27 protein-coding genes and 2 tRNA genes are annotated in these 26,382 nt (G+C 69.6%); 13 read left to right on the top strand and 16 right to left on the bottom strand.

The window, feature by feature from the left end; all coding sequences use genetic code 11:
* Positions 1-152: 152 nt before the first annotated feature.
* Complete coding sequence (locus CPZ01_RS07740; protein WP_096394190.1) at positions 153-908, top strand: DUF1028 domain-containing protein; 756 nt, start codon at positions 153-155, stop codon at positions 906-908.
* A 10-nt stretch (positions 909-918) separates the two neighbouring features.
* Here the strand turns inward: CPZ01_RS07740 and CPZ01_RS07735 are convergent, their stop codons facing one another.
* Together CPZ01_RS07735 and CPZ01_RS07730 are read right to left on the bottom strand one after the other, a co-directional pair.
* Complete coding sequence (locus CPZ01_RS07735; protein WP_096394189.1) at positions 919-1,773, bottom strand: endonuclease/exonuclease/phosphatase family protein; 855 nt, start codon at positions 1,771-1,773, stop codon at positions 919-921.
* A 274-nt stretch (positions 1,774-2,047) separates the two neighbouring features.
* Complete coding sequence (locus CPZ01_RS07730; protein WP_096394188.1) at positions 2,048-2,530, bottom strand: RNA-binding protein; 483 nt, start codon at positions 2,528-2,530, stop codon at positions 2,048-2,050.
* A gap of 144 nt (positions 2,531-2,674) precedes the next feature.
* On the opposite strand from CPZ01_RS07730, the gene CPZ01_RS07725 reads away from it, so the two are divergent.
* The 3 genes from CPZ01_RS07725 (at position 2,675) to CPZ01_RS07715 (ending at position 4,215) form a co-directional block, all read left to right on the top strand.
* Entirely contained in the window at positions 2,675-3,289 is a 615-nt protein-coding gene (locus CPZ01_RS07725; RefSeq protein WP_096394187.1) for a 2Fe-2S iron-sulfur cluster-binding protein, read from the top strand.
* 93 nt (positions 3,290-3,382) lie between these two features.
* Positions 3,383-3,721, top strand: a complete 339-nt coding sequence (locus CPZ01_RS07720; protein ID WP_096394186.1) for a hypothetical protein — start codon at positions 3,383-3,385, stop codon at positions 3,719-3,721.
* A 158-nt stretch (positions 3,722-3,879) separates the two neighbouring features.
* Positions 3,880-4,215 (top strand): NifU family protein, encoded by a 336-nt coding sequence (locus CPZ01_RS07715; protein WP_004599172.1) that lies wholly within the window; start codon positions 3,880-3,882, stop codon positions 4,213-4,215.
* Between the two features lie 33 nt (positions 4,216-4,248).
* On the opposite strand, the gene CPZ01_RS07710 is transcribed toward CPZ01_RS07715, so the two are convergent.
* The 3 genes from CPZ01_RS07710 to CPZ01_RS07700 all read right to left on the bottom strand — a co-directional run bounded on the left by CPZ01_RS07710 (position 4,249) and on the right by CPZ01_RS07700 (position 10,151).
* Positions 4,249-8,118 (bottom strand): glycoside hydrolase family 97 catalytic domain-containing protein, encoded by a 3,870-nt coding sequence (locus CPZ01_RS07710; protein WP_096396193.1) that lies wholly within the window; start codon positions 8,116-8,118, stop codon positions 4,249-4,251.
* 183 nt (positions 8,119-8,301) lie between these two features.
* Entirely contained in the window at positions 8,302-9,756 is a 1,455-nt protein-coding gene (locus CPZ01_RS07705) for a ribonuclease FAU-1 family protein (RefSeq protein ID WP_096394185.1), read from the bottom strand.
* A gap of 2 nt (positions 9,757-9,758) precedes the next feature.
* Positions 9,759-10,151, bottom strand: coding sequence for a DUF7532 family protein (locus tag CPZ01_RS07700; protein WP_096394184.1), 393 nt, complete (start codon positions 10,149-10,151; stop codon positions 9,759-9,761).
* Positions 10,152-10,271: 120 nt separating this feature from the next.
* Here CPZ01_RS07700 and CPZ01_RS07695 point away from each other — a divergent pair, with 120 nt between their 5' ends.
* Positions 10,272-11,282 (top strand): PrsW family intramembrane metalloprotease, encoded by a 1,011-nt coding sequence (locus CPZ01_RS07695; RefSeq protein WP_017341812.1) that lies wholly within the window; start codon positions 10,272-10,274, stop codon positions 11,280-11,282.
* Positions 11,283-11,315: 33 nt separating this feature from the next.
* Here CPZ01_RS07695 and CPZ01_RS07690 read toward each other — a convergent pair whose 3' ends face one another.
* The 4 genes from CPZ01_RS07690 to CPZ01_RS07675 all read right to left on the bottom strand — a co-directional run bounded on the left by CPZ01_RS07690 (position 11,316) and on the right by CPZ01_RS07675 (position 14,662).
* Positions 11,316-12,293, bottom strand: coding sequence for an ROK family protein (locus tag CPZ01_RS07690; protein ID WP_017341813.1), 978 nt, complete (start codon positions 12,291-12,293; stop codon positions 11,316-11,318).
* Between the two features lie 90 nt (positions 12,294-12,383).
* On the bottom strand, positions 12,384-12,842 hold the full coding sequence (locus CPZ01_RS07685) for a universal stress protein (protein ID WP_096394183.1): 459 nt from the start codon (positions 12,840-12,842) through the stop codon (positions 12,384-12,386).
* Positions 12,843-13,060: 218 nt separating this feature from the next.
* Positions 13,061-13,444, bottom strand: a complete 384-nt coding sequence (locus CPZ01_RS07680; protein ID WP_096394182.1) for a DUF5611 family protein — start codon at positions 13,442-13,444, stop codon at positions 13,061-13,063.
* Between the two features lie 90 nt (positions 13,445-13,534).
* Positions 13,535-14,662, bottom strand: coding sequence for a DUF7093 family protein (locus tag CPZ01_RS07675; protein ID WP_096394181.1), 1,128 nt, complete (start codon positions 14,660-14,662; stop codon positions 13,535-13,537).
* Positions 14,663-14,821: 159 nt separating this feature from the next.
* Here CPZ01_RS07675 and CPZ01_RS07670 point away from each other — a divergent pair, with 159 nt between their 5' ends.
* Positions 14,822-15,136, top strand: a complete 315-nt coding sequence (locus CPZ01_RS07670) for a 2Fe-2S iron-sulfur cluster-binding protein (RefSeq protein WP_096394180.1) — start codon at positions 14,822-14,824, stop codon at positions 15,134-15,136.
* A gap of 183 nt (positions 15,137-15,319) precedes the next feature.
* Here CPZ01_RS07670 and CPZ01_RS07665 read toward each other — a convergent pair whose 3' ends face one another.
* Positions 15,320-15,514, bottom strand: a complete 195-nt coding sequence (locus CPZ01_RS07665; RefSeq protein ID WP_004599158.1) for a cold-shock protein — start codon at positions 15,512-15,514, stop codon at positions 15,320-15,322.
* A 184-nt stretch (positions 15,515-15,698) separates the two neighbouring features.
* Between CPZ01_RS07665 and CPZ01_RS07660 the strand changes: the two genes are divergently transcribed.
* The 5 genes from CPZ01_RS07660 (at position 15,699) to CPZ01_RS07645 (ending at position 17,983) form a co-directional block, all read left to right on the top strand.
* On the top strand, positions 15,699-16,295 hold the full coding sequence (locus CPZ01_RS07660; protein ID WP_096394179.1) for a hypothetical protein: 597 nt from the start codon (positions 15,699-15,701) through the stop codon (positions 16,293-16,295).
* Complete coding sequence (locus tag CPZ01_RS15420; RefSeq protein WP_017341819.1) at positions 16,292-16,459, top strand: hypothetical protein; 168 nt, start codon at positions 16,292-16,294, stop codon at positions 16,457-16,459. Before CPZ01_RS07660 ends, CPZ01_RS15420 begins: the two co-directional genes overlap by 4 nt.
* Before the next feature lie 89 nt (positions 16,460-16,548).
* Entirely contained in the window at positions 16,549-16,839 is a 291-nt protein-coding gene (locus CPZ01_RS07655) for a zinc ribbon domain-containing protein (RefSeq protein ID WP_096394178.1), read from the top strand.
* 131 nt (positions 16,840-16,970) lie between these two features.
* Complete coding sequence (locus CPZ01_RS07650) at positions 16,971-17,474, top strand: winged helix-turn-helix domain-containing protein (protein WP_096396191.1); 504 nt, start codon at positions 16,971-16,973, stop codon at positions 17,472-17,474.
* Positions 17,474-17,983, top strand: coding sequence for a hypothetical protein (locus tag CPZ01_RS07645; protein WP_096394177.1), 510 nt, complete (start codon positions 17,474-17,476; stop codon positions 17,981-17,983). The genes CPZ01_RS07650 and CPZ01_RS07645 overlap by 1 nt, the downstream gene beginning before the upstream one ends.
* 205 nt (positions 17,984-18,188) lie before the next feature.
* Here CPZ01_RS07645 and CPZ01_RS07640 read toward each other — a convergent pair.
* Positions 18,189-18,262: transfer RNA gene (locus CPZ01_RS07640), tRNA-Phe, on the bottom strand.
* A gap of 199 nt (positions 18,263-18,461) precedes the next feature.
* On the opposite strand from CPZ01_RS07640, the gene CPZ01_RS07635 reads away from it, so the two are divergent.
* Together CPZ01_RS07635 and CPZ01_RS07630 are read left to right on the top strand one after the other, a co-directional pair.
* Positions 18,462-19,079 carry a beta-class carbonic anhydrase gene (locus CPZ01_RS07635; protein WP_096394176.1) on the top strand — a complete coding sequence of 206 codons (618 nt, stop codon included), beginning with the start codon at positions 18,462-18,464 and terminating at the stop codon, positions 19,077-19,079.
* 127 nt (positions 19,080-19,206) lie between these two features.
* On the top strand, positions 19,207-20,409 hold the full coding sequence (locus CPZ01_RS07630) for a DNA cytosine methyltransferase (RefSeq protein WP_096396189.1): 1,203 nt from the start codon (positions 19,207-19,209) through the stop codon (positions 20,407-20,409).
* Positions 20,410-20,807: 398 nt separating this feature from the next.
* Here CPZ01_RS07630 and CPZ01_RS07625 read toward each other — a convergent pair.
* The 5 genes from CPZ01_RS07625 to CPZ01_RS07605 form a co-directional block, all read right to left on the bottom strand.
* A tRNA-Pro gene (locus CPZ01_RS07625) sits at positions 20,808-20,878 on the bottom strand.
* A gap of 71 nt (positions 20,879-20,949) precedes the next feature.
* Entirely contained in the window at positions 20,950-23,004 is a 2,055-nt protein-coding gene (locus tag CPZ01_RS07620) for a DEAD/DEAH box helicase (protein WP_096394175.1), read from the bottom strand.
* 135 nt (positions 23,005-23,139) lie between these two features.
* Positions 23,140-23,670, bottom strand: coding sequence for a 50S ribosomal protein L16 (locus CPZ01_RS07615; RefSeq protein WP_096394174.1), 531 nt, complete (start codon positions 23,668-23,670; stop codon positions 23,140-23,142).
* Positions 23,671-23,824: 154 nt separating this feature from the next.
* On the bottom strand, positions 23,825-24,589 hold the full coding sequence (nucS, locus tag CPZ01_RS07610) for an endonuclease NucS (protein ID WP_096394173.1): 765 nt from the start codon (positions 24,587-24,589) through the stop codon (positions 23,825-23,827).
* Between the two features lie 485 nt (positions 24,590-25,074).
* A complete protein-coding gene (locus CPZ01_RS07605; RefSeq protein WP_096394172.1) occupies positions 25,075-26,364 on the bottom strand; it encodes an adenosylhomocysteinase in 1,290 nt (429 codons plus the stop codon).
* Positions 26,365-26,382 lie beyond the last annotated feature (18 nt).

Genomic DNA, 26,382 nt, shown 5'->3' with positions numbered 1-26,382 from the left:
GTTTTATCCGGGGTTCGTGAGATCCACGGCGGGCGCGGACCTCGGACCCTCGCGGATCGCTCGCGCGCGCCGTCCGTTTCACCCCCCGCCCGAGAACCGGAAAGCTCGCCCCCGGAACCCACTCTTTTGCGGGCCGCCGCCCCAGTACGCGTGTGACGTTCAGCATCTGCGTTCGCGAGCGGTACACCGACGACGACGGCGGCGACCAGATCCGGTTCGGCGTGGCGGTGACCACCCGCCTGCCCGGCGTCGGCACGCTCTGTCCGTTCGCCTCCTCGGACGGCGCGGTGGCGACCCAGTCGCTCGTCAACGTCGAGCTGGGGCGGAAGGGGATCGAGTACCTCGGCGACGGGCTCGCGGTCGACGACGCGCTGGAAGCGCTCCTGAACGCCGACGAGGGGAGCGCCCAGCGTCAGCTCCACGGCGTCGACGCCGACGGGACGTTCGCGTTCTCCGGCGACGAGTGTAACGGCTGGTACGGCCACCGAGAAGGGCAGAACTACACCGTCGCGGGCAACCTCCTGACGGGCGAGGACGTGATCGAGGACACCGCGGCCGCCTACGAGTCCGACGCCCACGGCGACGCGCCCCTCGCCGAGCGGCTGATCGACGCCCTCGCCGCGGGCCACGCCGCGGGCGGCGACAAGCGGGAGGACCTCGAAGTGCAGTCCGCCGCGCTGCTCGTCCGGAACACGGAGGAAGACGCGGACGACGCCTACTACAACGACCTCCGGGTCGACGCGAGCGAGACGCCGGTCGCAGACCTCCGCGAGACGTACGAGACCGCCAAGCGCGGCTACGAGACGATCTTAGAGAAGTACGCCGAAGAGGAGGCGGAAGAGGAGACTGATGCCGACGCCGCCGACGAGGAAGCGAGCGACGACGCGGGAGCCGCTGACGGCGAGTAGCGTTCGCTCGCTACACCGACAGCCGGGCGAGGATCGGCAGGTGGTCGGACGGGTACCGGCCGCGATCGTCTCGGTCCGCGAGCGTCGCGAACGCCTCGACCGAGAGTTCGGGCGAGACGAGCGCGTGGTCGATCCGGCGCCCGTCGATGAGGCGAGCGAAGTCGGTGAGGCTCGTCTCCGGGCCGTGCCGGAGGTCGGCGGCGGCCGCGGCGTCGCGGAGCGGGCGGGCGTCGTCGTCTACCGGCGTCGCGGAGCCCTTCTCGTCGGGTTCCGAGCCGTCGCCGACGAGGATCCGGTGCGGCTCCGACCCCGGCGTGCAGTTGAGGTCGCCGACGAGGACGACGGGGGGCGTTTCGTCGGGGTCGCCGCCGGTCCCGTCCGACGTCGCTACCGTCGGGAGTCGCTCGCGGAGCAGGCGGGCGGATTCGCGCCTCGCGCGGGCACTCACGTGATCGAAGTGCGTGTTTATAACGCGAACCGCGGTGTCGCCGTCGCGGGCGCGCACCCGTGCCCACGTCGCGATCCGCGGATGAGACGCGTCCCAGCCGGTCGAGGGCTCTCCCGGCGTCTCCGAGAGCCAGAACGTGTCACCCTCGACGACCTCCCAGCGGTCGTTCCGGACCGCGATCGGGCACCCCTCGCCCTCGCCGCCGGCCTCGCGGCCGCGACCGACGAACTCGTACGCCGGGAGCCGCTCGCGGAGGTCCTCGCGCTGCCCGGGGAGCGGCTCCTGGAAGGCGGCGACGTCGGGGCGGTGGAACCGGACGAGCCGCGCGACGGCGTCCCGGCGGTCGTGCCAGGCGTCGTGGTGGTCGCCGCGGTTGGCGTAGCGGACGTTGTAGCTGAGCACCCGGATCCCGGTCATCACGTCGGGACTCGCGGGCGAGGCGATTAAAAGACGCGGAGCGATCGCGAGTTCGTTTGGCTCGTGGTCGGTGGGTGTGATTCCGCTCGTTTATAAATGACTGCGTGCGAATCGGCGGCGAACACCGCCGAAGCCACAGCCGTTTACTTATAAATGGCTGCCGACAGATCGGTGGTAGACACCGCCAAAGCCCCAGCCGCGAGGGCGGCCGCTCGCAGGCACGCGCCACAGCGTCGTTCATTTATAAACAGTCGGCACTGTCGCCGCCCGAGCGCTACACCGAGAACTCGTAGAGGTCGTCGCCGACGTGGTGGATCGACTCGACCACCTTCCCGCTGTCACCGACCATCTCGTCGCCGTCGGCCATCGCTCGGCCCACCGCCAGCACCTTCCCGTGGGTCTCCTCGGCGATCACGACGAGGTCGCCCTCGCGGATCTCCGGGTCGGCCTCGACGATCCCCGGGCGCATTACGTCGGCGCCGTCCGAGACGAAGGATATCGCGCCCGCGTCGACCGTGACGACGCCCGTCTCCGGGTCGTAGTCGTTCGCGCCCCGGACGGTGAGGAACGGCTCGTCGTCGTCGACGTAGAAGACGGCGGGGTCGCCGTCGACCAAGACGAGCTCGTAGCCGGCGTCGACGAACTCGACGAACTCGAAGGCCTCCCCGTCGATGTCGACCCCGAGGTGGTCGGCGACCGCCTCTTGGATCGCCGTGATCTCGTCGCTCCGGAGGTGGTGCCGGGATTTCACTTCCATGGGCGTCCCGTCGGCCGCTCGGCCGATAAATGGACCGCTCCGCGGCGTGAGCTCGGGCGATCCGCCGCGGTTTCGGCCCCGACCCGGTCTCGACTCGTTGGACCGATCAAAACGGCCTTAAACCACCTCTCCATATCCCCTCGTATGCTCAACCCACTGGCGATCGTGCTCGTGGCGATCGTGAATCCCCCCGCGATCGTGCTCGCGGCGGTCGCGACGCTGCTCGTCGTTCTCGTCACTTCGGTGAGGGGGACGGGGTGGGAACCCACGACCGACATCTCGGACGAAGTCCTCGAACACCGCGCGTCCGCGGTCCCCGAGACGGAGTTCCCGGAGCCGGGTAACCGCGCGATCGGCGGCGGTGGCGGCGGCGGCGCCATCCCGGCCGGCGGCGCCGAGGGCGAGGAGGGCGAGCTCGAAGAGGGCGGTACCGGAAGCTCGGGCCCCGGCGACATCCCCGAAGACGAGGTGGAGTACTTCGAGGTCGAGTTCGTCAAGCAGGGCGAGACGGTCGAGCTCTCCAACGATGAGCCCATCCTCGAACAGGGCGAAGACGAGGGGTGGGACCTCCCGTACGCCTGCCGGCAGGGCCAGTGCGTCTCCTGCGCCGGCCGGATCGCGGACGGCCCCTCGGAGGACTTCGTCGAGCACGACAACCAGCAGATGCTCGAGGAGGCCGAGATCGACGACGGCTACACGCTCACCTGCGTCGCCTACCCGCGCGACTCCTTCAGCATCGAGACCGGCGAGGCGCCGTAGCTCCGCGCTCCCCTCCCTTCTCCCTCGCCCTCCGCTCTCTCCGGTCGCGCTCGCTCGCGACACCCTTTTTCGCGTCTCGCCCCAACCCACCGTATGTCCGTCACCACGGCGCTCGTCGCCGGCGGCGGAGGCGTCGCCGTCGCGCTGATCGCCGCGGCCGTCTACCGCGACGCGGTCCGCGTCGGCGTCGACCTCGGGTCGCCGGCGGCCTGGGCCGCGCTCGTCGTCCTCACCGGCGGCGCGAGCCTCGTCACGCTGGTCCTCGTCCCCGACGCGCCCCTGCCCGGCGTCCTCGTGTTGACCGCGCTCGGCCCGCTCCTCTACCTGCTCGAACGCGACGACTCGATGAACGGCGAGGACGCGGCCGACCCGACGCGGCTCCCGAGCCAGTCCGGCGAGTCGGCGGACTCGGGCGACGACCCGGACCGGTAGCGCCCCCGGCGACCGAAATAGACCGGGACGCTTGCGCCGACAGATCGCGGCCCCACCGGGCGCCGTTCCGTCTCATCGACGATGACACAGTTCCTTTCGTCGCGCTCCGAGGCTCCTAAACCGCAACTTTCCATACCGTCGGCGCTGTACTGGAGGTAATGAGCGACGAGAGCGACGAGAGCCTCGCAGACCGGGTGGAGCAGTGGATGGTCGGTCAGATGCCGATCATCCAGATGCACGGCGGCACGAGCGTCGTGCGCGAGGCGGACCCCGAGACCGGCGAGGTCGTCGTCGAGCTCGGCGGCACCTGCTCCGGCTGCGGCATCTCGAACATCACCGCCGACAACATCCGCCGCGACCTCATCATGGACTTCGAGGAGGTCGACAACGTCACCGTGCGGACCGCCTCCTCCGGTGACAACGGGGCCTCCACCGTCGAGGGCGGCCGCGGCGGCGAGCTGAAACACGAGACCGAGTCCGCGAACCACTTCTGAACGCGACGGGGGCTCCCGTCGCGTCTCTTCTCTCTACAGCGGTGTGAACGGTAGCGACGCGAGCGTGTCGGCGTCGTAGGCGAGCGCGTCGGACTGACTCGTTCCCTCCGGCGTCACGAGATCGATGACGCTCGGCGCGTTGCCGACCGCGTCTTCGCGTGCGCCGCCGAAACGGAAGGCGCTGGCGTTGACCCGGACGTCACGGAACGCACCGAAGTCCGCCGACCCGACGACCGGAAGAACCTCCCAGTCGGAGATGTCGGCTCCGCCGAAGACCGTCTTCGGAACTGAGACGATCGCGACGTTCGCGTCGAGCGCGGCAAACAGGCCCGGTGACCCGAACCCGTTCCCGCCGTCGTCGACGATTCTTCCGCCGCCGAACCCGTCTGAACCGACTCGGTACTGCCACGGGTCGGCGAACTCGGCGGTGACGTTCAAGTCACCGAGTTCGGTCGTCCGTCCTCCGCTCGCCTCGGGATCGCGCAGGTAGACGACGAAGTACTGGGGCGAGAACGTCCCGCCGAACCCGGTGTAGAGATTCTCGACCTCGAAGAAGAACCGGTACTGGTCGTCGGTCTCCAAGACGCGGAACGAGCGCAAGTCGAACGCGCCATCTTGGAACGCGCTGGCTTTCGGATAGGTGTACTCACCGGGACCGTTATCGTCCCCTCGCGGGTCGGTGAACTCGGCGACGAGGTCGCCGGGCGCGACCGTGACGCTCCCGGAGCCGAGTTCCGTTCCGCCGTCGGCATCCCTGACGACGACGTCGAACGTACCGATCCCCGAGATGCTGAAGCCGAGATCGACCGTCTCGTCGGTCGCGTTCGGCGGAAGTCTGACGTTGCCGACCTCTTGGAACTCGCCGTCGACAAAGATTTCGACCGGCGTCCCGCCGACGAAGCCCGCGTCGTTGGAGCCGGTCGCGGTGATGAACGGCTCTTCGAGGTCCGCTTCGTCGGCGACCTCGACCGTCGCCACCTCCTGTTCCGGCCGCTCGTACTCGGGAAGCCGATTGATCTCGCGACCCCGCGCGGGACGCAGCCGGACCGCTGTCCCGCCGCTCCGGGCCACCGACGCGAGCAGGGTCGTACTCGGCGTGACGACCGCCTCGTCGACGCGGACGCCGGTCGGATCGAGGTCGACGCCGGCGCCGACCGCGTCCGAGTAGATCTCCGCGACGTACTTCGGTCCGTTCCGGCCGCCGCGACCGTTGCCGTTGCCGCGGCCGTTGCCCCGCCCCTTTCCGTTGCCGTTGCCCCGCCCCTTTCCGCGACCCGGCGCGTCACCCGAGTTACCGGGCGCGTTACCGGAGTTTCCGGGCGCGAGGAAGTCGAGCGGCACGTCGACTGCGCGGCCGTCGCCGTTCGTCATGACGCCGACGTACCACTCGTCGCCGCTGCGGCGGGCGATCGCGAGGTAGTCGCCGATCGCGGCGCCGACGACGCGCGTCTCGTCCCAGCCGGCGGCCGGGACCGACTCGATGAAGCCGAACTCGGGCTCGGCGTCGAAGTTCTCGCCGTCGGGCTCGTACCCCTCGTAGTCGGCCGGAACCGGCGACGGCTCGCCGGGGTCGGTGACGGCGACGGTGTTGAGGTTGAAGCCGCCGACGTCGCCGCTGAACCCGTCGTCGCCCTGCTCGTAGTCGAGCTCGATCGCGACCTCGTTGTCGCCCGCGTCGAGCTCGACCTCGGTCGTGAACAGCTGCCAGTCGTCCCAGTAGTCGGTGAAGTCGGGCTCGATCGTTTCGGTCTCGTCGTTGACGCGCAGCGTCGCCCGCGGGGTGCCGGCGTTTTTCACCCGCTGTGCGTTCTCCTCCGCGTCGCTCGCGTACCGGAGGTGGAGGTCGTACGTCCCGGCGCTCGGCACGTCCTCGACCGTGAACGACACCGACGACCCGCTCGGCGCGCGGTTGGGGTCGACGGCGACGTAGTTGGTCCCGAACGCGTCGCGCCAGCTGTCGCTGGTGACCAGCCCGTCGAGCTCGCCCGCGGCGGCCTGGAGCCCCTCGCCGACCGCGAACGTCTCGTCGATATACCCCTCGATCCGGTCGGCGGCCATCTGGAGGCCGCTGAGGTACGTCGGGTACATCGCGAGCTGCTTCGCCCGCGTCGTCTGGATCTGGTCGCCGCGGTCGTCGTTGAAGGTGATGTCGAAGATGCCGGGCTGGTAGCTCACCGGGCCGGCGAGGTTCCGCGTGAACGGCAGCGTGACGTGGTGGTCGCGGCCCACGTTCGACCCCAGCTGGCCGAACCCGTCGTACTCCTGGGCCTTGACGACCTCGCGGTTCGCCACGTTCGGGTAGGTGCGGATCTCGCCGGTCGGCTTGATTCCCTCGTGGATCTCCAGCAGCTGGCGGTTCGCCGCCGCCTCGCGGATCACCCGCCGATGGTGGTTCACCGCGAGCTGGTTGTGGTGGTTGTGGGTCGCCGCCGTCCCGTCGCCGTCGATGCCGAGCCCCCGGTCGGCGACGTAGCCGTTCTTGATCGAGTTGATGCCGACCGAGTCGTACTCGGCGAATGCGTCCCCGTCGAGGACCGCGTCCTCGTAGTTCGGGATGTTGCCGGCCGTCTCGTTGTGGGCCGTCATCTCGACGGGCTCCGAGAGCGAGGCGCCGAAGTCGGTCACCTCCCGCACGTCGAAGTCGGGGTAGGAGTCGTCCACGCCGAACTCCAGTCCGGAGCCGTCGCCGGGGTAGGTGCTCCAGCCCTCGTTCCACCCCTCGACGAGCACGCTGTCGATGCCGTTCTCGCTCGCGAAGCGCATGTACCGCTTCATCCGCTCGGTGCGTGCGCCGTGGATGTACGCGGCGGGGTTGCCGCCCCCGGCCGCGACCTCGTCGTCGGTCCTGTACTCCCAGTTGGCCGACCCCGCTATCATCGTCCACCAGATGCCGACGTACTTGCGGGGCTCGATCCAGTCGGTGTCGGGCCCGCCCGCCCCGCTCGGCAGGGCGGCCTCGTCGAGCGAGTCCGCGAGCAGCGGGACGAGCTGCGACTCGATCAGCTCGCCCGGACCGTCGACGACCTGTATCGTGCGCCACGGCGTCGCCGCCGGGAGCTCCAGCGAGGCCCTCGACCCGTCGGGCAGCGGCGTGAGCTCGGTCGCGAACGCCGTCCCGCCGTCGTCGCTCCGGGGCGCCAGCGTCGCGGCCGCGTAGTCGTCGAGGTTCGCCTCGTGGACGCTGAGGTACGCGTCGCCCGCGTCGACGGTGAGCGGCGTGTGCGCTCCGTTCCGCATCGGCGTGCCGTTCGGTCGCCGGTCGTCGACCCCGGCCGACACCTCCGACAGCGGCGTGTTCGCGTACTCCTGTTCGAACCGCGGGTTCGTCACCGCGTTCTCGATCCACCACGCGTCGTAGTCGTCGGCGAAGTCGACGCCGGTGTTCTCCGAGTCGATCACCGCCTTCCCCGAGTTGGCCGCGAACCCCTCGCCGAGGACGACCCGAAGGCCGACACCGTCGTCGAAGACGCGGATCTGGAGGTTCGCGGTCCGTGCGTCCTCGGCGGCGCCCCCGTCCGATCCCGCGTCCGCGAGCCCGACGCTGAGAGCGTTGTACTCGGCCGAGACCTCGTCGTAGGCGCCCCACACCGGCTCCCACTCCTCGGTCGAGACCGCCCGGACCGTCCCCGTGACCGCGACGGAACCGTCCGACCCCTCGGCGCTCGCGCCGAACGCCGGCTGGTTCCGGAAGTCGAAGCCGAGCTCCGACGGGCCGACGTACGTCGTCCCGTTCCGCGCGACCTCGTAGGTCGGGACCCCGTCCGAGGCGTCGAGGGTGACCGCGATCGACCCGTCCGGCGACTCGATCCGCTGGACGGGGTCGTCCTCGCGGTTCGCCACCGGCGCGGCGTCGTCGGCCGACACGTCCCGCGAGTAGGCGGCCGCGGCGACCAGCGCCCCCACGCTCCCGAGGAACCCCCGCCGCGTCGATCCGTCTAACGACTGCTGTGATCGTTTTTCACTCATTCCGTCCGCATCGTCTATGCGATGAATAATAATGTTATTGTAACGCAGCAAAGTGATTGAATTTCGAAACGACCGAGTTGACGAGTTACTCCGGGAGGACTGTTCGAGGCGTTGGGCGCCTCACAGCGCGTTCTCAAGCGCCGACGCGACGCTCCGCGCCTTCTCGGCGAGCGGCTCGGGGACCGTTCCGGCCGCGACCGCCTCGTCGAGCTCGTCGTCGTCGACGCGCTCGACCGTTCCGTCGGGGCGCTTCACCACGTCGACGTGGAGGTCCACGTAGCGCGCGGCGTCGGGGAACACCTCCACGGGCGTACAGACGTTGACGTACGTCCCGCGGACGGTCCCGTCGCGGCCGCGGTACGTCGTCGGGTACCACCAGCGTCCCTCCTTCAGGCTCGTCTCGGCGACGTCGCCGGCCACGCGGTCGACCCCGAGCCCGTCGTACGTCCCGCCGCCGGTCATCTCGCGCTCGACGGCCACGGTCCCGTCGGGGTCGACCCCCGTCACCGTCGCCTCGCCGAGGGTGATCAGCCGGCCGTCCGGCTTCCCGTGGTCGATCCGGAGCGCGTCGCCCTCTTGCGGCCCGAACGCGTCGGTCACGACCGCGAACGGGAACTCGGCGTCGGGGGCGGGCTCGCAGAGCGCCTCCGCGAGGTCGACCCCGGCCGAGGCGTCTGCGGCGCCCGCCTTCACGCGGTGGTGGCCGGGCATCGTCGCGGTCGCGGTCCGGCGCGCGTCGTCGAGCCCGAACCGGCTCTCGCGGCCGAACCAGACCCAGACGCCGGCGTTCGGCGCGGCGACCGGCGCCTCGCGGAGGCGGCTTCCGTCGTCGAGTACGCCGAGCCCCGACCCCGTCTCGTCTCTCGAACCCGCCGCCGCGCGTAGCTCCTCGGCGGCGTCGACCGCCGCGTCGAGCCCCGCGGTCAGCGCCTCGGTGTCGGCGTCGACGGCCGGGGGTCGCCACACCGCGCGCCACCCCTCGGGCGGTTCGAGGTCGAGCAGGTCGAGCATCCCGGACAGCTCGCGGGCGGCCTCGTCGTCTCGCACGTTGACCCGCGTCCCGGATCCCGGTTCGAGCGCGACGAGGTCGCCGCCGACCCGGAGTTCCCCGGCGAGCTCCGGTCTCCGGTCGGTCCACGGCGCCGCCGACTCGCGCACCTGAACGCGGACCGGGTCGCCCGTCTCCACCCGGTCGTCGACGGCGCCGTACGGGAGGTACCCCTCGGCGGTATCGTCGTCGGTCCGGAGCCGCACCACCGCGCCGCCGCCGAGCGTCTCCGTCACCTCCCCGTCGAGGACCGCGCCGGGCGGCGTCGTGTCCGCCCACGCGAGCGCGTCGCGGCCGGCGTCGGTCAGGAGGCCCCGAACCGCGTCGACCGCGTCGGCGTCGCCGTGCGCGCCGACGCCCTGCCGATTGCCGCTCGTCTCGATCCGGACGTCCGGCGGGTCGTCTCCGAACGCGGCGTCGAAGCGCCGACGGATCGGCGGCGAGGCGTCGACGACGTCGTGGCCGGCGTCGAGCAGGCGCGCGGTGAGCGCCGTCGCGTAGATGCCGCGGACGCGGGCTCGCGGCATTCTCAGAGCTCCTCGCGCTCGCGCGCGAACCGCACCCGGTCGTTCACCGTGTCGCCGAGCGAGAGCTCGACGACGACGGGGTCGCCGCCGTCGCCCTCGCGGAGGACTCGTCCGCCCTCGACCGGGACGCCCCACCCGTCGAGCGAGAGGTAGCCGCGGAGGTCGCTCCCGTGAGTGAACAGGTCGACGTCGGCGGTCGCGTGTTCCTGCGTCTCGGACGCGCTGTGGGCCATCTCCATGTCGGAGTAGTAGGCTGCGTCCGCGTCGAAGAACGCTCGGAGTCGGTCGGCGTCGCGGGCGACGAGCTCGGCGACGCGGTCCGAGGCGTCGGCGACGGCGTCCGCGTCCAGCCCGGCCTCTCGGAGGGCGCGCTGGACCCGTGGATCGAAGTGCATACCCCGCCTTCGGGCGCCGCCGTTTCAACGCTGTCGGCTGCGCCGCTTCCGCCCGCTCATCGCCGGACGCCGCTCGGGTGCCGCCCAGTAATTAAGTCACCCGGGTGGCAAACGGGAGCCATGCCATCCGACGAGGACCCGATCGCGTCCCGGGCCGACGACGACCGCGACCTCTACGACGTCGCGACCTGGGAGGAACGGACCTCCCTCGACGGGCTGTCGGTCGCGTTACACTGGTTCATTACTCGCTCGGCGAAGGCGCTGGTCGTCTTCGTCGCCTTCGTCGGACTCCTCGCGATCGTCGGCTCGTTCGGGCTGGGGCTCGTCTTCGACCCGGCCATCGCGATCCTCCTCGGGCTCTCCGCCGTCCCCGCGCTCGGCCTCGCCGCCTACGTGTACGTCTCGGACGTCACGACCGCCGAGCCGCTGTCGCTCCTCGTGGCGACGTTCCTGCTTTCGATCCTCACCGCGACGTTCGCGGCGGTCCTGAACAGCGTGCTCCAGCCGTACTTCCGGCCGTTCGGCTTCCTCGGGCTCGTCGTGTTCTTCTTCGTCGTCGTCGGCCCGATAGAGGAGTCGGTGAAGCTGCTCGCGGTGCGGCTGTACGCGTACACCGACGCCCGGTTCGACGCCGTCATCGACGGCGCCGTCTACGGCGCCATCGCGGGGCTCGGATTCGTCGTCATCGAGAACTTCGTGTACATCGCCCAGAACGTCGACATGGCGGAGCTGACGGTCGGGATCGCGGCGCTCGGCGCCGGCGACGGCATCGCCGCGCTCCGGGCGCTCGCGGGCCCCGGCCACGTCGTCTACTCGGCGTTCGCGGGCTACTACCTCGGGCTCGCGAAGTTCAACCCCGGGAACCGCGGCCCCATCATCGTCAAGGGGCTCGTCCTCGCGGCGGCGATCCACGCGCTGTACAACACGCTCGTCGGCCCGGTGACGGGCGTCGCCTCGCAGCTGCTCGGCCTCCCGCAGGTCGTCGCGCTGTTCGGCTTCGTCGTGGTCTTCCAGGGCGCGTTCGGGTACGTCCTCCTCCGGAAGATCTGGCGGTACCGCGACGCGTACCTCGACACGCGCGACGAGGTGGGCGAGGACGTCGAACCGGAGCTCGACGAGTTCGAACAGTAAGGGCGAAACCGGCCTCGTTTCCGCCTTCCGCCGTCAGGGCGCCTTTTCGACCCGCGAGCGGTCGCCGGTGCCGCCAGTCAGCGCGCTCGCGAGGGCGCCTTTCACCACGACGTCGTCGCCGAGGTCGGTGAGCCGCACCTCCGGGACGTTGATGAACACCATCTCCGGGAGCTTCTCGCGGATGGGATCGAGTATCCGGTCGGGGTTGTTGAGCGCGACCGCGCCGCCGACGCTCACGACGAGCGGCGCGTACGCGTGAATGACGTTAGCGATCCCCATGGCGTTCCAGTGGGCGACCTGATCGATCACGTGGTCGGCGAAAGTGTCCTCGCCCGCGGCCTCGAACACGTCGACCGCGGAGAAGTCGGGGTCCTCGATCGGGAGGCTCGTCTCGATCGGGTCCTCCTCGTACAGCTCGCGGGCGTACTTCGGGATGTTGTTGCCGGAGCAGTACCCCTCCCAGTGGCCGTCGAGCCCGCAGCCGCAGGTCATGAACCCGTGCGGGTCGACGGTCATGTGGCCGACCTCGCCGGCGTTGCCGTCCCACCCCGAGAGCACGTTGCCGTCGACGGCGACGCCCGCGCCGATCCCCGAGGAGATGGTGAGGTACACCATGTCGTCGGGGTTGCGTTCGGAGTGGAACCGCTCGCCGATGACGCCCGCGATCGTGTCGTTGTGGAGGTACACCTCGTCGGTGTCGAGCAGTCGCCCGACCGGCCCGACGAGCGGGATGCGCTCGACGGTGTCCGGGAGGTTCGCTGGCCCCTGGACCACTCCCTCCGCGAGGTCGAGCGGGCCGATCGAGCCGATCCCGGCCGCGACCGCCTCGCTCGGCGCGATTCCCGCGTCGGTACAGGCCCCACGAACCACTTCCAGGACGGCCTCCGTGACGGCGATGCCGTTCGGTCCCCGCGGGGTGCCTCGCGACGCGGAGCCGAGGACCGCCGCGGTCTCGTCGCCGACGACCGCCCGGACGTTCGTCGCCCCGAGATCGACGCCCACGTAGTACATCGGGTGTAAGCGCGGACCCGTCTCACTTAAGCGGGACGCTTCGGGCGGTCGAGCGAGGGAAAAGAACCGAGCCGTTTCCGCGAAACCGCGTTACGACGCCGTCTCGCGGACGAACGTCACCGGACACGGCGCCGAGAGCATGACCTCCTGTGCCGCGCTGCCGAAGACGGCCTTCCCGGTCGGCGAGCGCCGCCGGCCGCCGACGACGACGCGGTCGGCCTCGAGCCCCTCTGCGGTCTCGACGACCTCGTCCGCGAGGTCGCCGACCGCGCCGCGGACCGAGTGGCGCACGCCGGCCGCCGACAGCGCCTTCGAGAGGTCTCGGGTGGTCCGGTGTCGCTCCGCGACGTCGTCGGGCGTCGAGTTCTCGCTATCCGGGTCGAAGCCCAGCTTCGTGCGGGTCTCGTCGAACTCCTCCTCGTCGAACACGTGGGTCAACACGACCTCGGCGTCAGCCGGCCCCGCGAGCGCGATGATCTCGTTCGCGAGCCGCTCGGTGCGTTTCTCGTCTTCGCTGCCGACCGCCAGAACAATCGTTTCTATGCTCATACCTCCTCTTCGCGCCCTGTCGGTTTAAGACTGTCGGAGTTTTAACTCAGTTCTGAATTAACTTTTATGCGATCGATCCTGACACTCTCCCGCCAGCGAGACAGTTTCGGCCGCGAGACGACGTCCTCGACCGGTTCCGGTCGGACGAGCGGGGCGCTACGGGCCTCTCGAACGGCTCTCGACCAGAGAATGGCGGCGACGACTGCGGGGGAACCCGATCAGTAGTCGGGCGCGTCGTCTTCGACTTCGCGCTTCAGCGAGTCGCGGCGGGACTTCGCGTCGCGGCCGGTCGCCTCAAGGAGGAACTCGTTTTTCGCGTCGACGGCGTCCGCGGCGGCTTCGGCGTTCCCCTCGGCGATGACGTCCTCGGCGGGCCGCTCCTCGAAGTGGACCGCCAGCTTGTCCTTCTTGCTCCCGTACTCGGCGGCGCCCGCGACGATCCGATCGAACACCGGGTTCTCGGGGTCCTCGACGACGTACAGTTCGTGGCCCTGCCACTCCTCGGTGTCGGTGACCTCGCCGAAGTACTCCTCGATAGAGCCCTTCAGGTCCGGCATGCGATCGTCCAGATGCTCGCCGCGGCGCATCTTGTACTCCTTCATGCCGCGACCGTTCGACAGGCCGGCGTAAACCAGTTTCGTCACGGCCGCTCGGCGGGTTCGACCGCCGACGCGGCGCTCTTTTCCGTCCGTCTACTGAGGCCGCTCGTCGACGTACCCGCGCTTGCACTCCGGACAGATGTCGCCAGCGCGCATCGAACTCCCGTCCGCGGCCCGGACCATCCCGCACTCGGGGCAGTAGTACTCCGTCGGCCCGTCGTCTCCTATCGTCTCCAGCTCGGGGCTCTCGCCGCGGGTGATGCCCGTCTCGCCCCCGTCGCCGGCGTCGAACGCGACGCTCTCCGCGTCGTCGGGGGCCTCGACGTACTCCGTCTCCTCCCCGTCCTCGGCCGCCGGCTCCTCAGCGGCCTCCGGGGTGAGCCCGCCGCCGAACTCGACGCCCGCGTCGCCGCCCTCGCCGACCTCCGCGCTGAACCCCTCGTCCTCGCCGCCGTGGTCGGGCCAGGCGGTCGCGCCGTCGGCGTCGCCGTCGTCCTCGTCGACGGACGGCCACGCGCCCCGCTCCCTGTCGTCGCCCGATTCCTCCTCCTCCTCGTCGAGGATCACGCCGTCGTCGCTCTCCGCGTCGGTCTCGTCGCTCGACACCGATTCCGGCGCGGCGTCCGTCGTGGATGACGCGGCGGAGGCGGACGAAGCCGACGCCGACTCCTCGCCCGCGTCCAACAGCTCCGCGTCCTCGTCCGCCGGGTCCGGACCGCCCGAAGCGTCAGACGCCCCCGCGGCGTCGGGGGGTTCCGACGCGTCCGCCGGCGCGTCGCCCGCTTCCGGGGACGCCTCCCCGTCGGCGGCTTCGGTCCCCTCGTCGTCGGCTCCGTCGTCGAGGATCACGGCGTCGTCGCTCCCCGCCCCGGGCTCTTCGTCGAGCGTCAGTCCGCCGGCGCCGGTCCCCGCGTCGTCCGCGTCGACGGTCCCCGACGCCGCGTCCGGCGTCGTCCCCTCGGCGGGGCTCGGACCGCTGCCGCCTTCCGGCGTCGCGGCCGCGCCCGCGTCGCTCTCGCCGGCCGCGTTCGCGGCGGCCTCGTCTGCGAGCTGCTCCATCGTCGTCACCTCGGTGTTTTCGCTGACGATCTGCGTCTCGCCGCAGCGAGCGCAGGTCTTCACCTCCTTGACGGTCGTGACGACCTCGTCGCCGTCCTCCTCGCGCTCCCGCCGGAGTTCGGGTTCGCCGAAGTCGTGTCCGAGCAGACACCTGAGTCCCATTGTGCCACCCTGCGGTGCCGAGGGTAAAAAACGCCCCGTCGGCGTCCGACGCTCGGCACACGACCGGTATCGCGGGACGACGCCGTCTCCGCGCCCGATTCCGCCGCGCGCGCCGCGGACACAGACTCTTTGTGGATCGCTCGCGTACCGTGTACTCACATGCCTACCGTATCCTACAAGGGCGAGGAAATCGAGTGCGAGGAGGGCGCCAACCTGCGCGACGTGCTCAAGGAGGCCGGTCTCTCCGTCTACAACGGCAAGATGGAGCAGCTCAACTGCCGCGGCGCCGGCTCGTGCGGCTCCTGTGCGGTCCAGGTCGACGGCGAGGTGAGCGAGCCGAGCAAGAAGGAGCGCGCCCGCCTCTGGCTCCCGCCGCACCACCCGAGCCACGACGTCCGCCTCGCCTGTCAGACGAAGGTCGAGGGCGACGTCGAGGTGACGAAGGGCCGCGGGCTCTTCGGCCAGCATATCTGAGCGAGCGCGGTCGCTCGCGTTGACGTTCGAAGCCCGACGGCGCACGCGCGACGAGCGGTGCGCTGGTCGGGAATAAAATACGGCCGCGGCGGACGTGAGCCCGCGACGCGGACGAGAACGCTTGGTACCGTGTGTCAGAGTCGCGTTCGGCGTCAGCCGACCGACCCACCTTCTCGGATCGGCTTACTGCCGAACGACGTTGGTCGCGCGGGGGCCCTTCTCGGAGGACTCGATGTCGAACTCGAGCTCCTGGCCCTCTTCGAGGTCCGGGCCGCCGACGTCTTCCATGTGGAAGAACACGTCGTCGTCCGCGTCGTCAGTCTCGATAAATCCGTAGCCGCCAGTGTCGTTGAAGAAATCAACCTTTCCGGTCGCCATTGCGACTAAAGGCAGAGCCCGGTCGGGCATAAGAATTGCGAGTGTACAGTTACCACGTCTCTCTCCGAACGTTTGTCTTCGAAAACTCGAGTTCTACTGACGATAACTGGCCGTACGACGGACTTGTATCGAGGGCTTGGCCGATCCGTCGAGTTCTCTGCCGCCCAGTCCGACGCCGACGTTTATGTCTCCGGCCGCGAAAGCGAGGCGTGTGTCTCACGCGCATCGAGCGAGCGGCCCCGGCCTGACGCTCCGCGAGAACGGTCCCGCGCTGTTGGTCCCGGCGGCGTGGGCCGTTGCGGCGGGAGCCGTCCTCGGCGTCGTCTCTTCGCACGCGCTGTTCGTCGCCCACGTCGTCATGAGCGCCCTGCTCGTCGCCTTCGTCGCGGCCTCGTGGCGCGACATGGCGACGGGCGTCCTGCGCGCGTGGAAGCTGGCCATCCTCGCGGGCACGCCGGTCACGCTCGCGGGCGTCGCCGGGTTCCTCGCGCGCGACGGGACCGCGCTCGCGGCCGCGCTCCCGGCCGACGCGCTCCTCGCCGTCGCCTTTTACGGCTGGATGCTGCTGCCCGCGCCCGCGTTCGTCTACACGGGCCTGCGCGACCCGGCGGTCCCGCGCTCGGTCGTCCACCACGTCGCCGCCGCGTGTTCGGTCACGGGCGCCGTCGTCGCCGCGCTCGCGGGCTCACCGACCGGAACCGTCGCGGGAATCGCGCTCGTCGGCGCCGGACAGACCGCGGGCATCCTCGCGGCGACCGCGCTGTACTCGCTCGAAGTATGACCGACGCCGACACCTACGACTGCGAGACGTGCGGCGCGAGCGTCGCCGTCGCGGACGCCCGCCGGTCGGAGCCGTTCGGCGACCTCGACCCCGACACGTGGCAGACGCTGAACTGTCCGCACTGCGGCGACCGCCTCGCGACCGTCTTCGTCGGCGACGAGTGAGCCGCGGCCCTCCTCCCGAGCGCCGGCCGATCCGTCGCGGTCCGTGCTGACATCCCACATTATCTACGGCTGCGGCCCGTAGCCGACCCATGCTCGACGTCGGCACGGCCTACCTCGTCGCGGCGGGCGCGCTGCTGCTCGTCGCGCTCGGCGTCGGGGCCCGAGCTCTCGTCCGGATCTTCCGCGAGGCCCGCGAGCGCAGCCGGAAGCGACGCGAGGGCGAGCTCGAACGCTACACCAAGGACCCCGTTTACGACCGCGATCCGGCGGACCCGGAGGCTGACGGAGCGGCGCGGTCGACCTGTCCGCAGTGCGGCGCCGAAAACGCGGCCGGATTTCGCTACTGTCGCGAGTGTGCGGCGCCGCTGGGGCCAAATTAGCGCCCGCTCCGACCGCTGCGTTCGCGGAACCGGTTCCGTCTGAATATCTGAACTATACAAAATTATTCGAGCTCAGCGGTACAACGTCAAGTCGAATGGGCGACTCGGAGTCCGAACCGTGGAGAGAGACCATGAGCGGGCGTGAGCGCGTCCGGCACGTCGCGGAGCTGCTGGACGAGCCGACGCCGGTACAGGAGATCGCGGACCGGGCGGACGTCTCACGCGCGACGGCCGACGACGAACTTCGTCGACTGGAGAGCGACGACTGGGTGACTGAGACGACCGTCGACGGGACGAAAGCCTACGACCTGAACCCCGTGCGGATGCTCTTCGACGAGGTGACGGACCTGATCGAAGCCCACTCGCGTGAGGAACTGGAGCGTCGACTCACGGAACTGAAGGAGGAACAGGAAGAGCTGGCGACGGAGTACGACGTCGATTCGCTCGCTGAGTTCCGGGAACGCCTCGCTGACGAGGCGTTCTCGGCCGCGGAACTCCGTGAGCGTCGCAACGCGATCGCCACGTGGGAGGCGATCAACACGGAACTCGGGCTTGTGAAGCACGCCCTCCAGCTGTACGATGACGTCCTCGAACTCTCCTCGCCGCGGACTGACTCTCCCTCGACGCTCGCCTGATGGTCGTTTTCCTCGCTGACCGGACGAACCTTCAGAGCAAGCGGCTCCACGACCGCATCGGGAACCGGCTCGGCGTCGAGTTCGACACCGTCCGACGGAGACGTGCCGAACCGCGCGAAGCGGGCCCGTACCGCGTCGTCGCCGACGTGAACCCGCGGCAGTTCTTGGACGACGACGAGTACCCGGTGACGGCTGCGCGGATCGAAATCGGGTTTCAACCACAGACTGGTGAGCCGCACGAGTACTACCGGTTCAACTGGATAGAGCCAGACCGGAGGCTGCTGGTGGGTTGGCATCGGGACGACACGCACGATGACCTCAGTACAGTTCATCTACAAGTCAACGACGGTGCGACGCCCGCCGCGCACGAGCCGGCGCAGTTCATCAACTCACATCCGCTGGACGTCGTCGAGCGACACCTTGACTCGCTCCGAGATGTCGTCCTCGCGGTCGAGTGGGACCGGGGACGCCCCGTCGGCCTCGACCTCGCTGCGCCCCCGGGCGAGTAGGTCCGGTGGGGGCCGCACGGCGTCGTTTCTTCACCCGCTCGCTGTCGCTCGCGGGTTCGGAATATGCCGCCTCCCCGATTTGAACTCGCCGAGACGCTCGCCCTCGCTCCGCTCGGGCTCACGACTCGTCTGCTCAAATCGGGTCGGGAGTATTTTCGCTGCGCACAACTCGGTCGCTGCGCTCCCTCGTAGGTTCGCAGGAAAATGCCGCCTCCCCGATTTGAACGGGGGACAGCTCGATCTTCAGTCGAGTGCTCTCCCAGTCTGAGCTAAGGCGGCTCGCACTCGCACCAACGCCGATTCCAGACAAAAGGATTTCGAAAGGCCGCGCGCCGATCGCGCGCAACCCACTCGCGTCGCTCGAATCGGGACGCCGACCATCGTCGCGGTATCGGACGATATCGCCGCCGATCCGCGGCGACGGCGCGGATCGTGGCTTCCGCAACCGCCCCCTTTCTCGCGCCCCTCCGATCCCTTGATGGCATCTCACGACGACCACGACCACGCCGACCACGACACCCACCACGAGAAGCTCGACGCTGCGGTCGACGCCCGCGACGACTGGGCGCGCCGCCGCCGCAAGGGGATCCCGACCGACGAGAACCTCCTCGTCGTCGCCTGTATGGACGAGCGAATCCCCGTAGAGGAGGCGCTCGGCATCGACCTCGGCGACGCGCAGGTGTTCCGCAACGCGGGCGGGAAGGTCACCGACGACGTGATCCGCTCGGCCGCGCTCACGACGAACTTCTTCGACACCGACGAGATCGTCGTGATCAACCACACTGACTGCGGCATGATGAGCGCGCCCGACGAGGCGGTCCGCGAGGGGCTCGAAGCGCAGGCCGGCGACCTCGACGACGCCGACCTCGACCCCTCGCTCCCTGAGCTGAACATCGGTGACGCCGACCTCCTCGACTGGGTGAAGATGACCGACGACATCGACGCGGCCTGTGCCGCGCAGGTCGAGCACCTCCGCGAGTCCGAATTCATTCCCGACGACACGACCGTCTCCGGCTACGTCTACGAGGTCGAGTCCGGCGAGCTCCGCCGCCCCGACGAGCGCATCGCCGAGGAGATCAGCGAGCGGCGGGCCTGAGTGTCGGCGCCCGACGGCGCGAGGGCGACGCCTCGCGCCCCGAGGTGTGACGTTTTTATGCGCCCGCGGCGAACTCGGTCACGAATGGACCGAGCACGCGCGTCCGCGGTCGGGCGGGGTGGTGTCGGTGGACGCTGACGGCGACGCTGGCTCCGGATCGGACGCCGCGAGCGACGCGGACGGCGCGCGCGCCACGAGCGCCGACGCCGACGCGCCGGTCGTCGCCGGCTTCTTCTCCGGCTGCGGCGGCCTCGATCTGGGCTTCGAGCGCGCGGGGTTCGACGTCGCGCTCGGGAGCGACCAGTGGGAGCCGGCCGCCGAGACGTACCGCCGCAACTTCCCCGACACCGAGTTCGTCGAGGAGGACGTCCGCGAATTCGACGCCCCGGCGATCCGCGCCGCCGTCGAGCGGGCCGGCTACGACCACGAGGGGATCGACGTGGTGATCGGCGGGCCCCCCTGTCAGGGGTTCAGCCGGCTCAACAACGAGCAGATCGAGCTCGACGAGATGGAGAAGGACCGCCGGAACACGCTCTTCGAGGAGTTCCTCCGGGTCGTCTCCGTCCTCGAACCGCAGCTGGTGTTGATGGAGAACGTCCGCGACCTGATCAACCGCCAGACCAGCGACGACCGGTACGTGAAGGACCTCATCGTCGAGGAGTTCGCGGCGCAGGGCTACAAGTGCGAGTACCGGGTGCTGGAGGCCGAGCAGTACGGCGTCCCCCAGAAGCGCCGCCGGATCTTCTTCATGGGCACCGACCGCGACGTGCCGATCCGCTTCCCGGAGCCGACGACGCCCGAGGGACAGTGGCGCACCGCCGGCGCGGCGCTCGCGGACGCGACCGACGACCTCCCGAACATGACGTACGCGGACACCGGCGAGAAGACGCTCGAACGCATCCGCCACGTCCCCCCGGGCGGCTACTACCGCGACCTCCCCGACCGCCTGAAGACGAAGAAGTACCAGTGCGACTGCGAGGACACCGACACCTGTCCCCACGAGCCGGAGATCGTCAAGCGCTACGGCACGTACCTCCGCCGGCTCGACCCCGAGGAGCCGTCGCTGACGGTGAGCACGAACGTCTTCATCCACCCGACCGAGGACCGCTACCTCACGCCCCGCGAGATGGCGCGGCTCCAGACGTTCCCCGACGAGTTCGTCTTCGAGGGGACGAAGACCGACGTGATGAAACAGATCGGCAACGCGGTTCCGGTCCGGCTCGGCGAGGAGCTGGCGCGTCAGCTGTTGGAGTACTACCCCGACGTCCGCGACGCGCCCCCCGCCGACCCCGACGTGTACGAGCAGCAGTCGCTGACTGACTTGGCCTGAGATCGGTTTTAAATAGTCCTCGGCGGTTCGGTGAAGGATTCCACTGTTCCAGAGGCTTGTTTATAAATAGTCGCTGGTAGATCGGCGGCGAATACCTCCAAAGCCCCAGCCACGAGGCCGTAGTACGCTCGTTGCGCTCCTCGCTCGCTTCGCTCGCTGCGGTGCTTACGTCGCCTACTACGGCCTCGCGGCTGCCCCTTTGAGTCCCGCCCCGCACAGCACCGCGACAGCACCTCACACCTCCCCAGCCTCGTCAGTCGCCTCCGCTTCGCTCCGGCGACTGACTCCCTCGCGCGGTGCTGCTCGGCCGCAAAGCGGCCTCGCAGGCACGCGCCACCGCTTCGTTCATTTATAAATAATCGTTTCCGTCGCTCGCGGAGTTGCTCGCGCCGCAGAAGTGGGACCGCCCGGATTCGAACCGGGGTCACGAGCACCCAAGGCTCGGAGTATACCACTAACCCACGGTCCCGTGCCTATACGTACCCGCATCGGGCGCTAAAGGGTTTCGTTGCGCTCCGCGCCGCGGTCGGCCGGGAGCGCTCACTCCTCGTCGTCGCGAAGTTCGAGGTCCGCGACGATGTCGTAGGGGTCGGTTCCCTTCCGGACCGCGTCGAGGATGAAAAACGCCTCGTCGGGCGCGAGGAAGTGCCTCGTGACGCCGCGGCCGAGCGGCGTGGGCTCGAAGCCGTCGATGAAGTTCCACTCCAGCAGCTTCCCGAGCGCGTGCTTGGTAGGGACCTCGCCGATCATGCGGTCGTTGAGGCGCTTCGCCTTCTTGCCGGCGACGACGACGTTCGCGAGCGTCTCCTCGGCGGCCGCGGTCTCGTCGTAGTGGGTCGCCACGTCCTCCATCTCGCCTTTTAAGAGGGTGAACGCCACCTCGTCCTCGGTGCGGTCCATCGAGCCGTGGTAGACGCCGTCGGGCTCGACGAGGAGGTAGACGCGGCCGCGGTCGTGGTAGTCGGGGCGCCCGGCGCGGCCGAGCATCTGCGAGAACTCCTGGACCGAGAGCCACTCGATCCCCATCGCCAGCGAGTCGAAGATCACCTGCGAGGCGGGGAAGTCGACGCCGGCCGCCAGCGCCGCGGTGGTGACGACCGCCGAGAGGTCCTGATTGCCGAACATGCGCTCGACCTTCTTCCGGCGCCCGTAGTCGAGGCCGGCGTGGTACGGCGCGGAGTCGTAGCGCAGCTTCCGGCTGATCTCGTGGCAGCGCCGCCGCGAGTTCGTGAAGATGATCGTCTGCCCGCGGTACCCCTTCGACGACTTCGTGTCGAACTCGCGTTTGACGAGCTTGTCCGCGATATCGGCCTTCTCGCGGCCGTCCGCGAAGGTGACGTGTCGCTCGATGGGGACCGGTCGCTCCTCGTACTCGATGAGCGTCGCGCGGAGCTTCTTCGCCAGCCACTCGGGGTTCCCGACGGTCGCTGAGAGGTAGACGAACTGCGTGCCGTCGTATCCCTCGTGGGTCTCCATCCGGTTCTCGCTGTAGTACTTCAGCCGCGAGATGAGCCCGTCGAGGCGGTGGCCGCGCTCGCCCTCCTTCAGCGTGTGGACCTCGTCGATGACGACCGTCCCCACGTCGCCCAGGTCCTTGCCGGTCCGGAGCGCGTGGTCGATCCCCTCGTAGGTGCCCACGATCACGTCCGCGCCCGGGTCGAAGCGGTTGCCGTCGTCGTTCACCCGCGAGGAGCCGACGCGGATGGAGACGTCCAGCAGGTCGCCGTAGCGGTCCTCGAAGTCCTCGTGCTTCTGGTTGGCGAGCGCGACGAGCGGGACCAAGAACAGGAGCTTCCCGTCGCCCTTCAGCGCGCGGTCGATCCCGGTCAGCTCGCCGACGAGCGTCTTCCCGGTCGCCGTGGCGCTCACGACCAGCTGGTCGTCGCCGTCGAGCAGCCCGTTCCGCACGGAGAGGCTCTGGACGGGGAGCAGCTCCTCGAACCGCCCCTGGAGGTGCGAAGAGAGGTCCGGGTGGAGGTCGAGGTCCTCGGTGCGGACGGGGCTCACGTCGTCGACGTTCGCGGACACCTCGTCGTACTTCGTGAGGTCGGGGTCGAGCCCGCCCTGGAGGAGGCTCACGATGCGGTCCAAGTCGCCCGACTCGTACAGCAGCTCTTCGAGGCGCTCCTCGGCCGCGCCCGTGAACTCCCCCTTGTACGACAGCTCCCGCTCTAACTCCCGGCGGGCGCAGTCCCGGCAGATCAGCTCGCCGTTGTGGTCGATGGCGTCCTCCGAGGTGATCGGGCCGTATCGCCCGTCGCTCGCGCAGCGCCGACAGGTCCGGACCGCCGTCGCCTCCAGCTGGTAGCCGTCGAGCATCTCCTTCAGCCGCTTCCGGCTCTCCGGCGAGGTCTGCTCGGAGATCCGGATCCGGCCGGCAGCGCGGGCGAGGTCGACGAACTCGTCCGGCTGGCGGGGGTGGTCCTCGCCGTCGCGGATCACGCGGAACTTCCCCGGGCGCGGGCCCGCGGAGGTCTCCTTGAGTTCGAGCCGCCCGCGGAGCACGCGCTTCCCGTCGCGGTTCGCGACGACGGTGTAGTCGCTCCGCGCCTCGTGGAGGAACAGCGTCTCGACCTCGGCCAGCTGCTGTGACACTGCCGTGCGGTACGCGAGCGAGGTATTTCAGGTGTTCGGCTCGGGGATCGGAACCGGTCCCGAGACGCGCGGCGCCGCGGCTACGTCACGCGAACGCGCGGAAAAGAACCCGCCTCACGGACGGGGTCGAGGGGTCTACGAGACGAGCAGCTTCTCGCCGCGGTCGACCGTGATCCGGCACGGCGGGGAGAGCTTGTTGTACGCGCGGCGGAACGCCTCCTTCACGACGGACGCCTGCTCGACGTCGCAGTACGCCGTGAAGACGACGTCGTCCTTGTCGAGCCGCGCGGCGGTGCCGACGGGCTTGCCGAACGCCTGGCGCATCCCGTCGGAGACACGGTCCGCACCGGCGCCGGTCGCCTGCTTGTTCTCCCGGATGACTTGGTGGGGGAACTTGCGGAGGGTCATCTTGTAGTTGCCCTCGCCGAGCTCCTTGATCAGGTGGCGGTTCGCCGAGAGGCGCGCGCTCTCCAAGGAACCGTGTCGGACTTGGAGCTCCTCCTCGACGCGGAGGCTGATCTGGACGGGGTAGTCGTCCGGCTCCGCGGAGAGGTCGCCCATGTTGTGCTGGGCGATCTTCGAGCCGGGGATGCCCGTGATGTACTCGCGGCGGGTGTAGGACGGCTTGTCGATCGTCCGATACATAGAGGCGGGTTTGTCAGACATGGCTACTTGTCCGATGTAGCCGCCGCTGCGGCGATAAACCCTTCGATAGCGAGGCGGCTTCGTCGGCTCGTCGGGAGGCAGCGCCGGCGTGCCGCCGGATCGCGGGGTGCGTTGACACACCGTCCCGGCCGCGGTCCGAGTCGACACGCCCCCCTCACTCCTCCGCCGTCGGGTCGAGCGCGACGTGGTCGAACCCGCGGTCCGCGAGCCGCTCCGCGGCGCGGTCGGTGACCGACGGCGCGACGAGGACGCCGCGGGCGGCGGGGGCGTCGTCGCTGTCGGCATCGTCGCCTCCCGCGGTGTCATCGATCCCCAGTTCCTCGCGGAGCGCCCGGACGTAGCGCGCCAGCTGCCCGACGGCGTCCGGGCCGACGCGCCGGCGCTTCAGCTCGACGACGACGGGGGTCCCGTTCTTGTCGACGCCGAAGACGTCCATCGGGCCGGCGCTGGAGGGGCGTTCGGTCTCGCGGGGTTCGAACCCGGACTCGACGAGGTCGGGACGCTCCAGGATTCGGGTCCGGAGGTCCTCCTCGCTGCCGTGGAGGGTGAGGTCGCGGCCGCCCGTCACGGCCATCGCGGAGAGCTGGTGGATGTCGGAAAACCGGACCGTCAGGGTCTCGTCGGGGTTGCTTCGGGTCGAGCGCACGCGGAGCCGCCCCTCGCGCACCGCGGCGCGGTGTTCCGACCCCGGCGGCTGCCAGTTGACCGGCTGGCGCCCCTCGTCGGTGTGGACGAGGGCGGCGCCGTCGGGCTTCAACACGAGCAGCCGGTCGCCGGGGCCGAGGTCCGAGGCCGCGCGGCCCTCGTACGAGACCGTACAGGTGCCGAAGGCGCTGACGAGGTCGCCGCGCTCGAAGGCGTCCTCCAGCTCCCAGAGGGCCTCGCGGTGGCTCGGGTCGTGGACGCTCGTGACTGTCACTACGAGTCGTACGTGGTTGTCGCTCAAAAAGGGCGCGAGGAAGCGGTTGGTGGTAGTCGGTCGTAAGTCGCCGTTGTTGTCGACGGTGGTGGAGCGCGTTACGGGATCGACGCTGCTATCGATCGCTTATAAATTGTTCCTGGCGCTGACTCGGTGACGACCTCCAAAGCCCCAGCCGCTCGCCTATAAATAGCTGATAGTGGATCGACGGCGGACATCTCCAAAGCCCCAGCCGCGAGGCCGCCGTACGCTCGCTGCGCTCCTCACTCGGTCGCTCCGCTCCCTCGTTGCGGTGCTTGCGTCGCCTACGGCGGCCTCGCGGCTGCCCCTTTGAGTCCCGCCCGCACCGCAACCGCACCTCACGCCTCCCCAGCCTCGTCGGCCTCCCCGCGGTCGGCCGACTCCCTCGCGCGTGCTGCTCGGCCGCGAGGCGGCCTCGCAGGCACGCGCCACCGCATTTTTCGTTTATAAACAGCGCTGCCCGCCTACGTCCCGTGTTCCCAGCTGCCCATGTACTCGCGCTGCTCGTCGCTGAGCTCGTCGTACTCGACGCCCTCGGCAGCGAGCTTGATGTCCGCGACCTCGCGGTCGAGCTCGTCGGGCACGTCGTGGACGCCGGCGTCGTACGCGTCGCCGTTGGCGGCCAGCTCGCGGACGACGACCGCCTGAACGCCGAAGCTCTGGTCCATCACCTCGACCGGGTGACCGAGGGCGATGGGCGCGGCGAGGTTGACGAGCCGCCCCTCCGCGATGACGTTCAGGACGCGGCCGTCTTCCATCTCGAACCCCTCGACGCCGTCGCGGACCTCGTAGCGGTCGACCGCGAGCTCGTCGAGGTGATCGAGGTTGACCTCCACGTCGAAGTGGCCGGCGTTCGCCAGCAGGACGCCGTCGTTCATCTCCTCGAAGTGTTCGCGGGTGATCACGTCGCGGTTGCCCGTCGTCGTGATGAACACGTCGCCCTTCTTCGCGGCCTCCCTCATCGGGAGCACCTCGTACCCCTCCATGTGGGCCTCTAAGGCCTTCCGGGGGTCGACCTCGCAGACGATGACGTTCGCGTTCTGCCCGGACGCCTTCTTCGCGACGCCCTTCCCGCACTGCCCGTAGCCGCCGACGACGACGTTCTTGCCGGCCCACGAGAGGTTCGTCGTCATCGCGATGGTCGCGAGCGACGACTCGCCCGTGCCGTGGACGTTGTCGAACAGCTGCTTCATCGGCGTGTCGTTCACGGCGAAGACGGGGTAGCCGAGCGCGCCGTCGGCGTCCATCGCGCGCAGCCGGTCGACGCCGGTGGTCGTCTCCTCGGCGCCGCCGACGATGGAGTCGATCAGGTCCGGGTACTCCTCGTGGACGAGCTTCACCATGTCCATCCCGTCGTCGACGGTGATGGTGGGGCCGTGGGCGATACAGGCGTGCATCGCGTCGTAGTACTCGTCGTCGTCGACGCCGCGGACGGCGTAGGAGGTGATCGACTCGTGGGCGTCGAGCGCGGCCGACACGTCGTCGTGCGTCGAGAGCGGGTTACAGCCGGTGATCGCGACCTCGGCGCCCCCCTCGGCGAGCAGCTCGACGAGGTTCGCGGTCTTCGCCTCGACGTGCATCGCCATCGCGATGGTCTCGCCCGCGAGCGGCTGCTCGTCGACGAACTCCTCGCGGAGGGCGTTGAGAATCGGCATGTGCTGGAGCGCCCAGTCCATCTTCCGGCGCCCCTCCTCCCGGGCGGCTTCGACGTCCGAGAGGTGCTGTGACACCGGCGGATACGCGGTTTCGCTCATGTCTCTCGGTTCGCTCAC

It is taken from the genome of Halorubrum trapanicum (assembly GCF_002355655.1).
Lineage (GTDB): Archaea > Halobacteriota > Halobacteria > Halobacteriales > Haloferacaceae > Halorubrum > Halorubrum trapanicum_A.
This window is presented reverse-complemented; position numbering and strand designations above follow the sequence as displayed.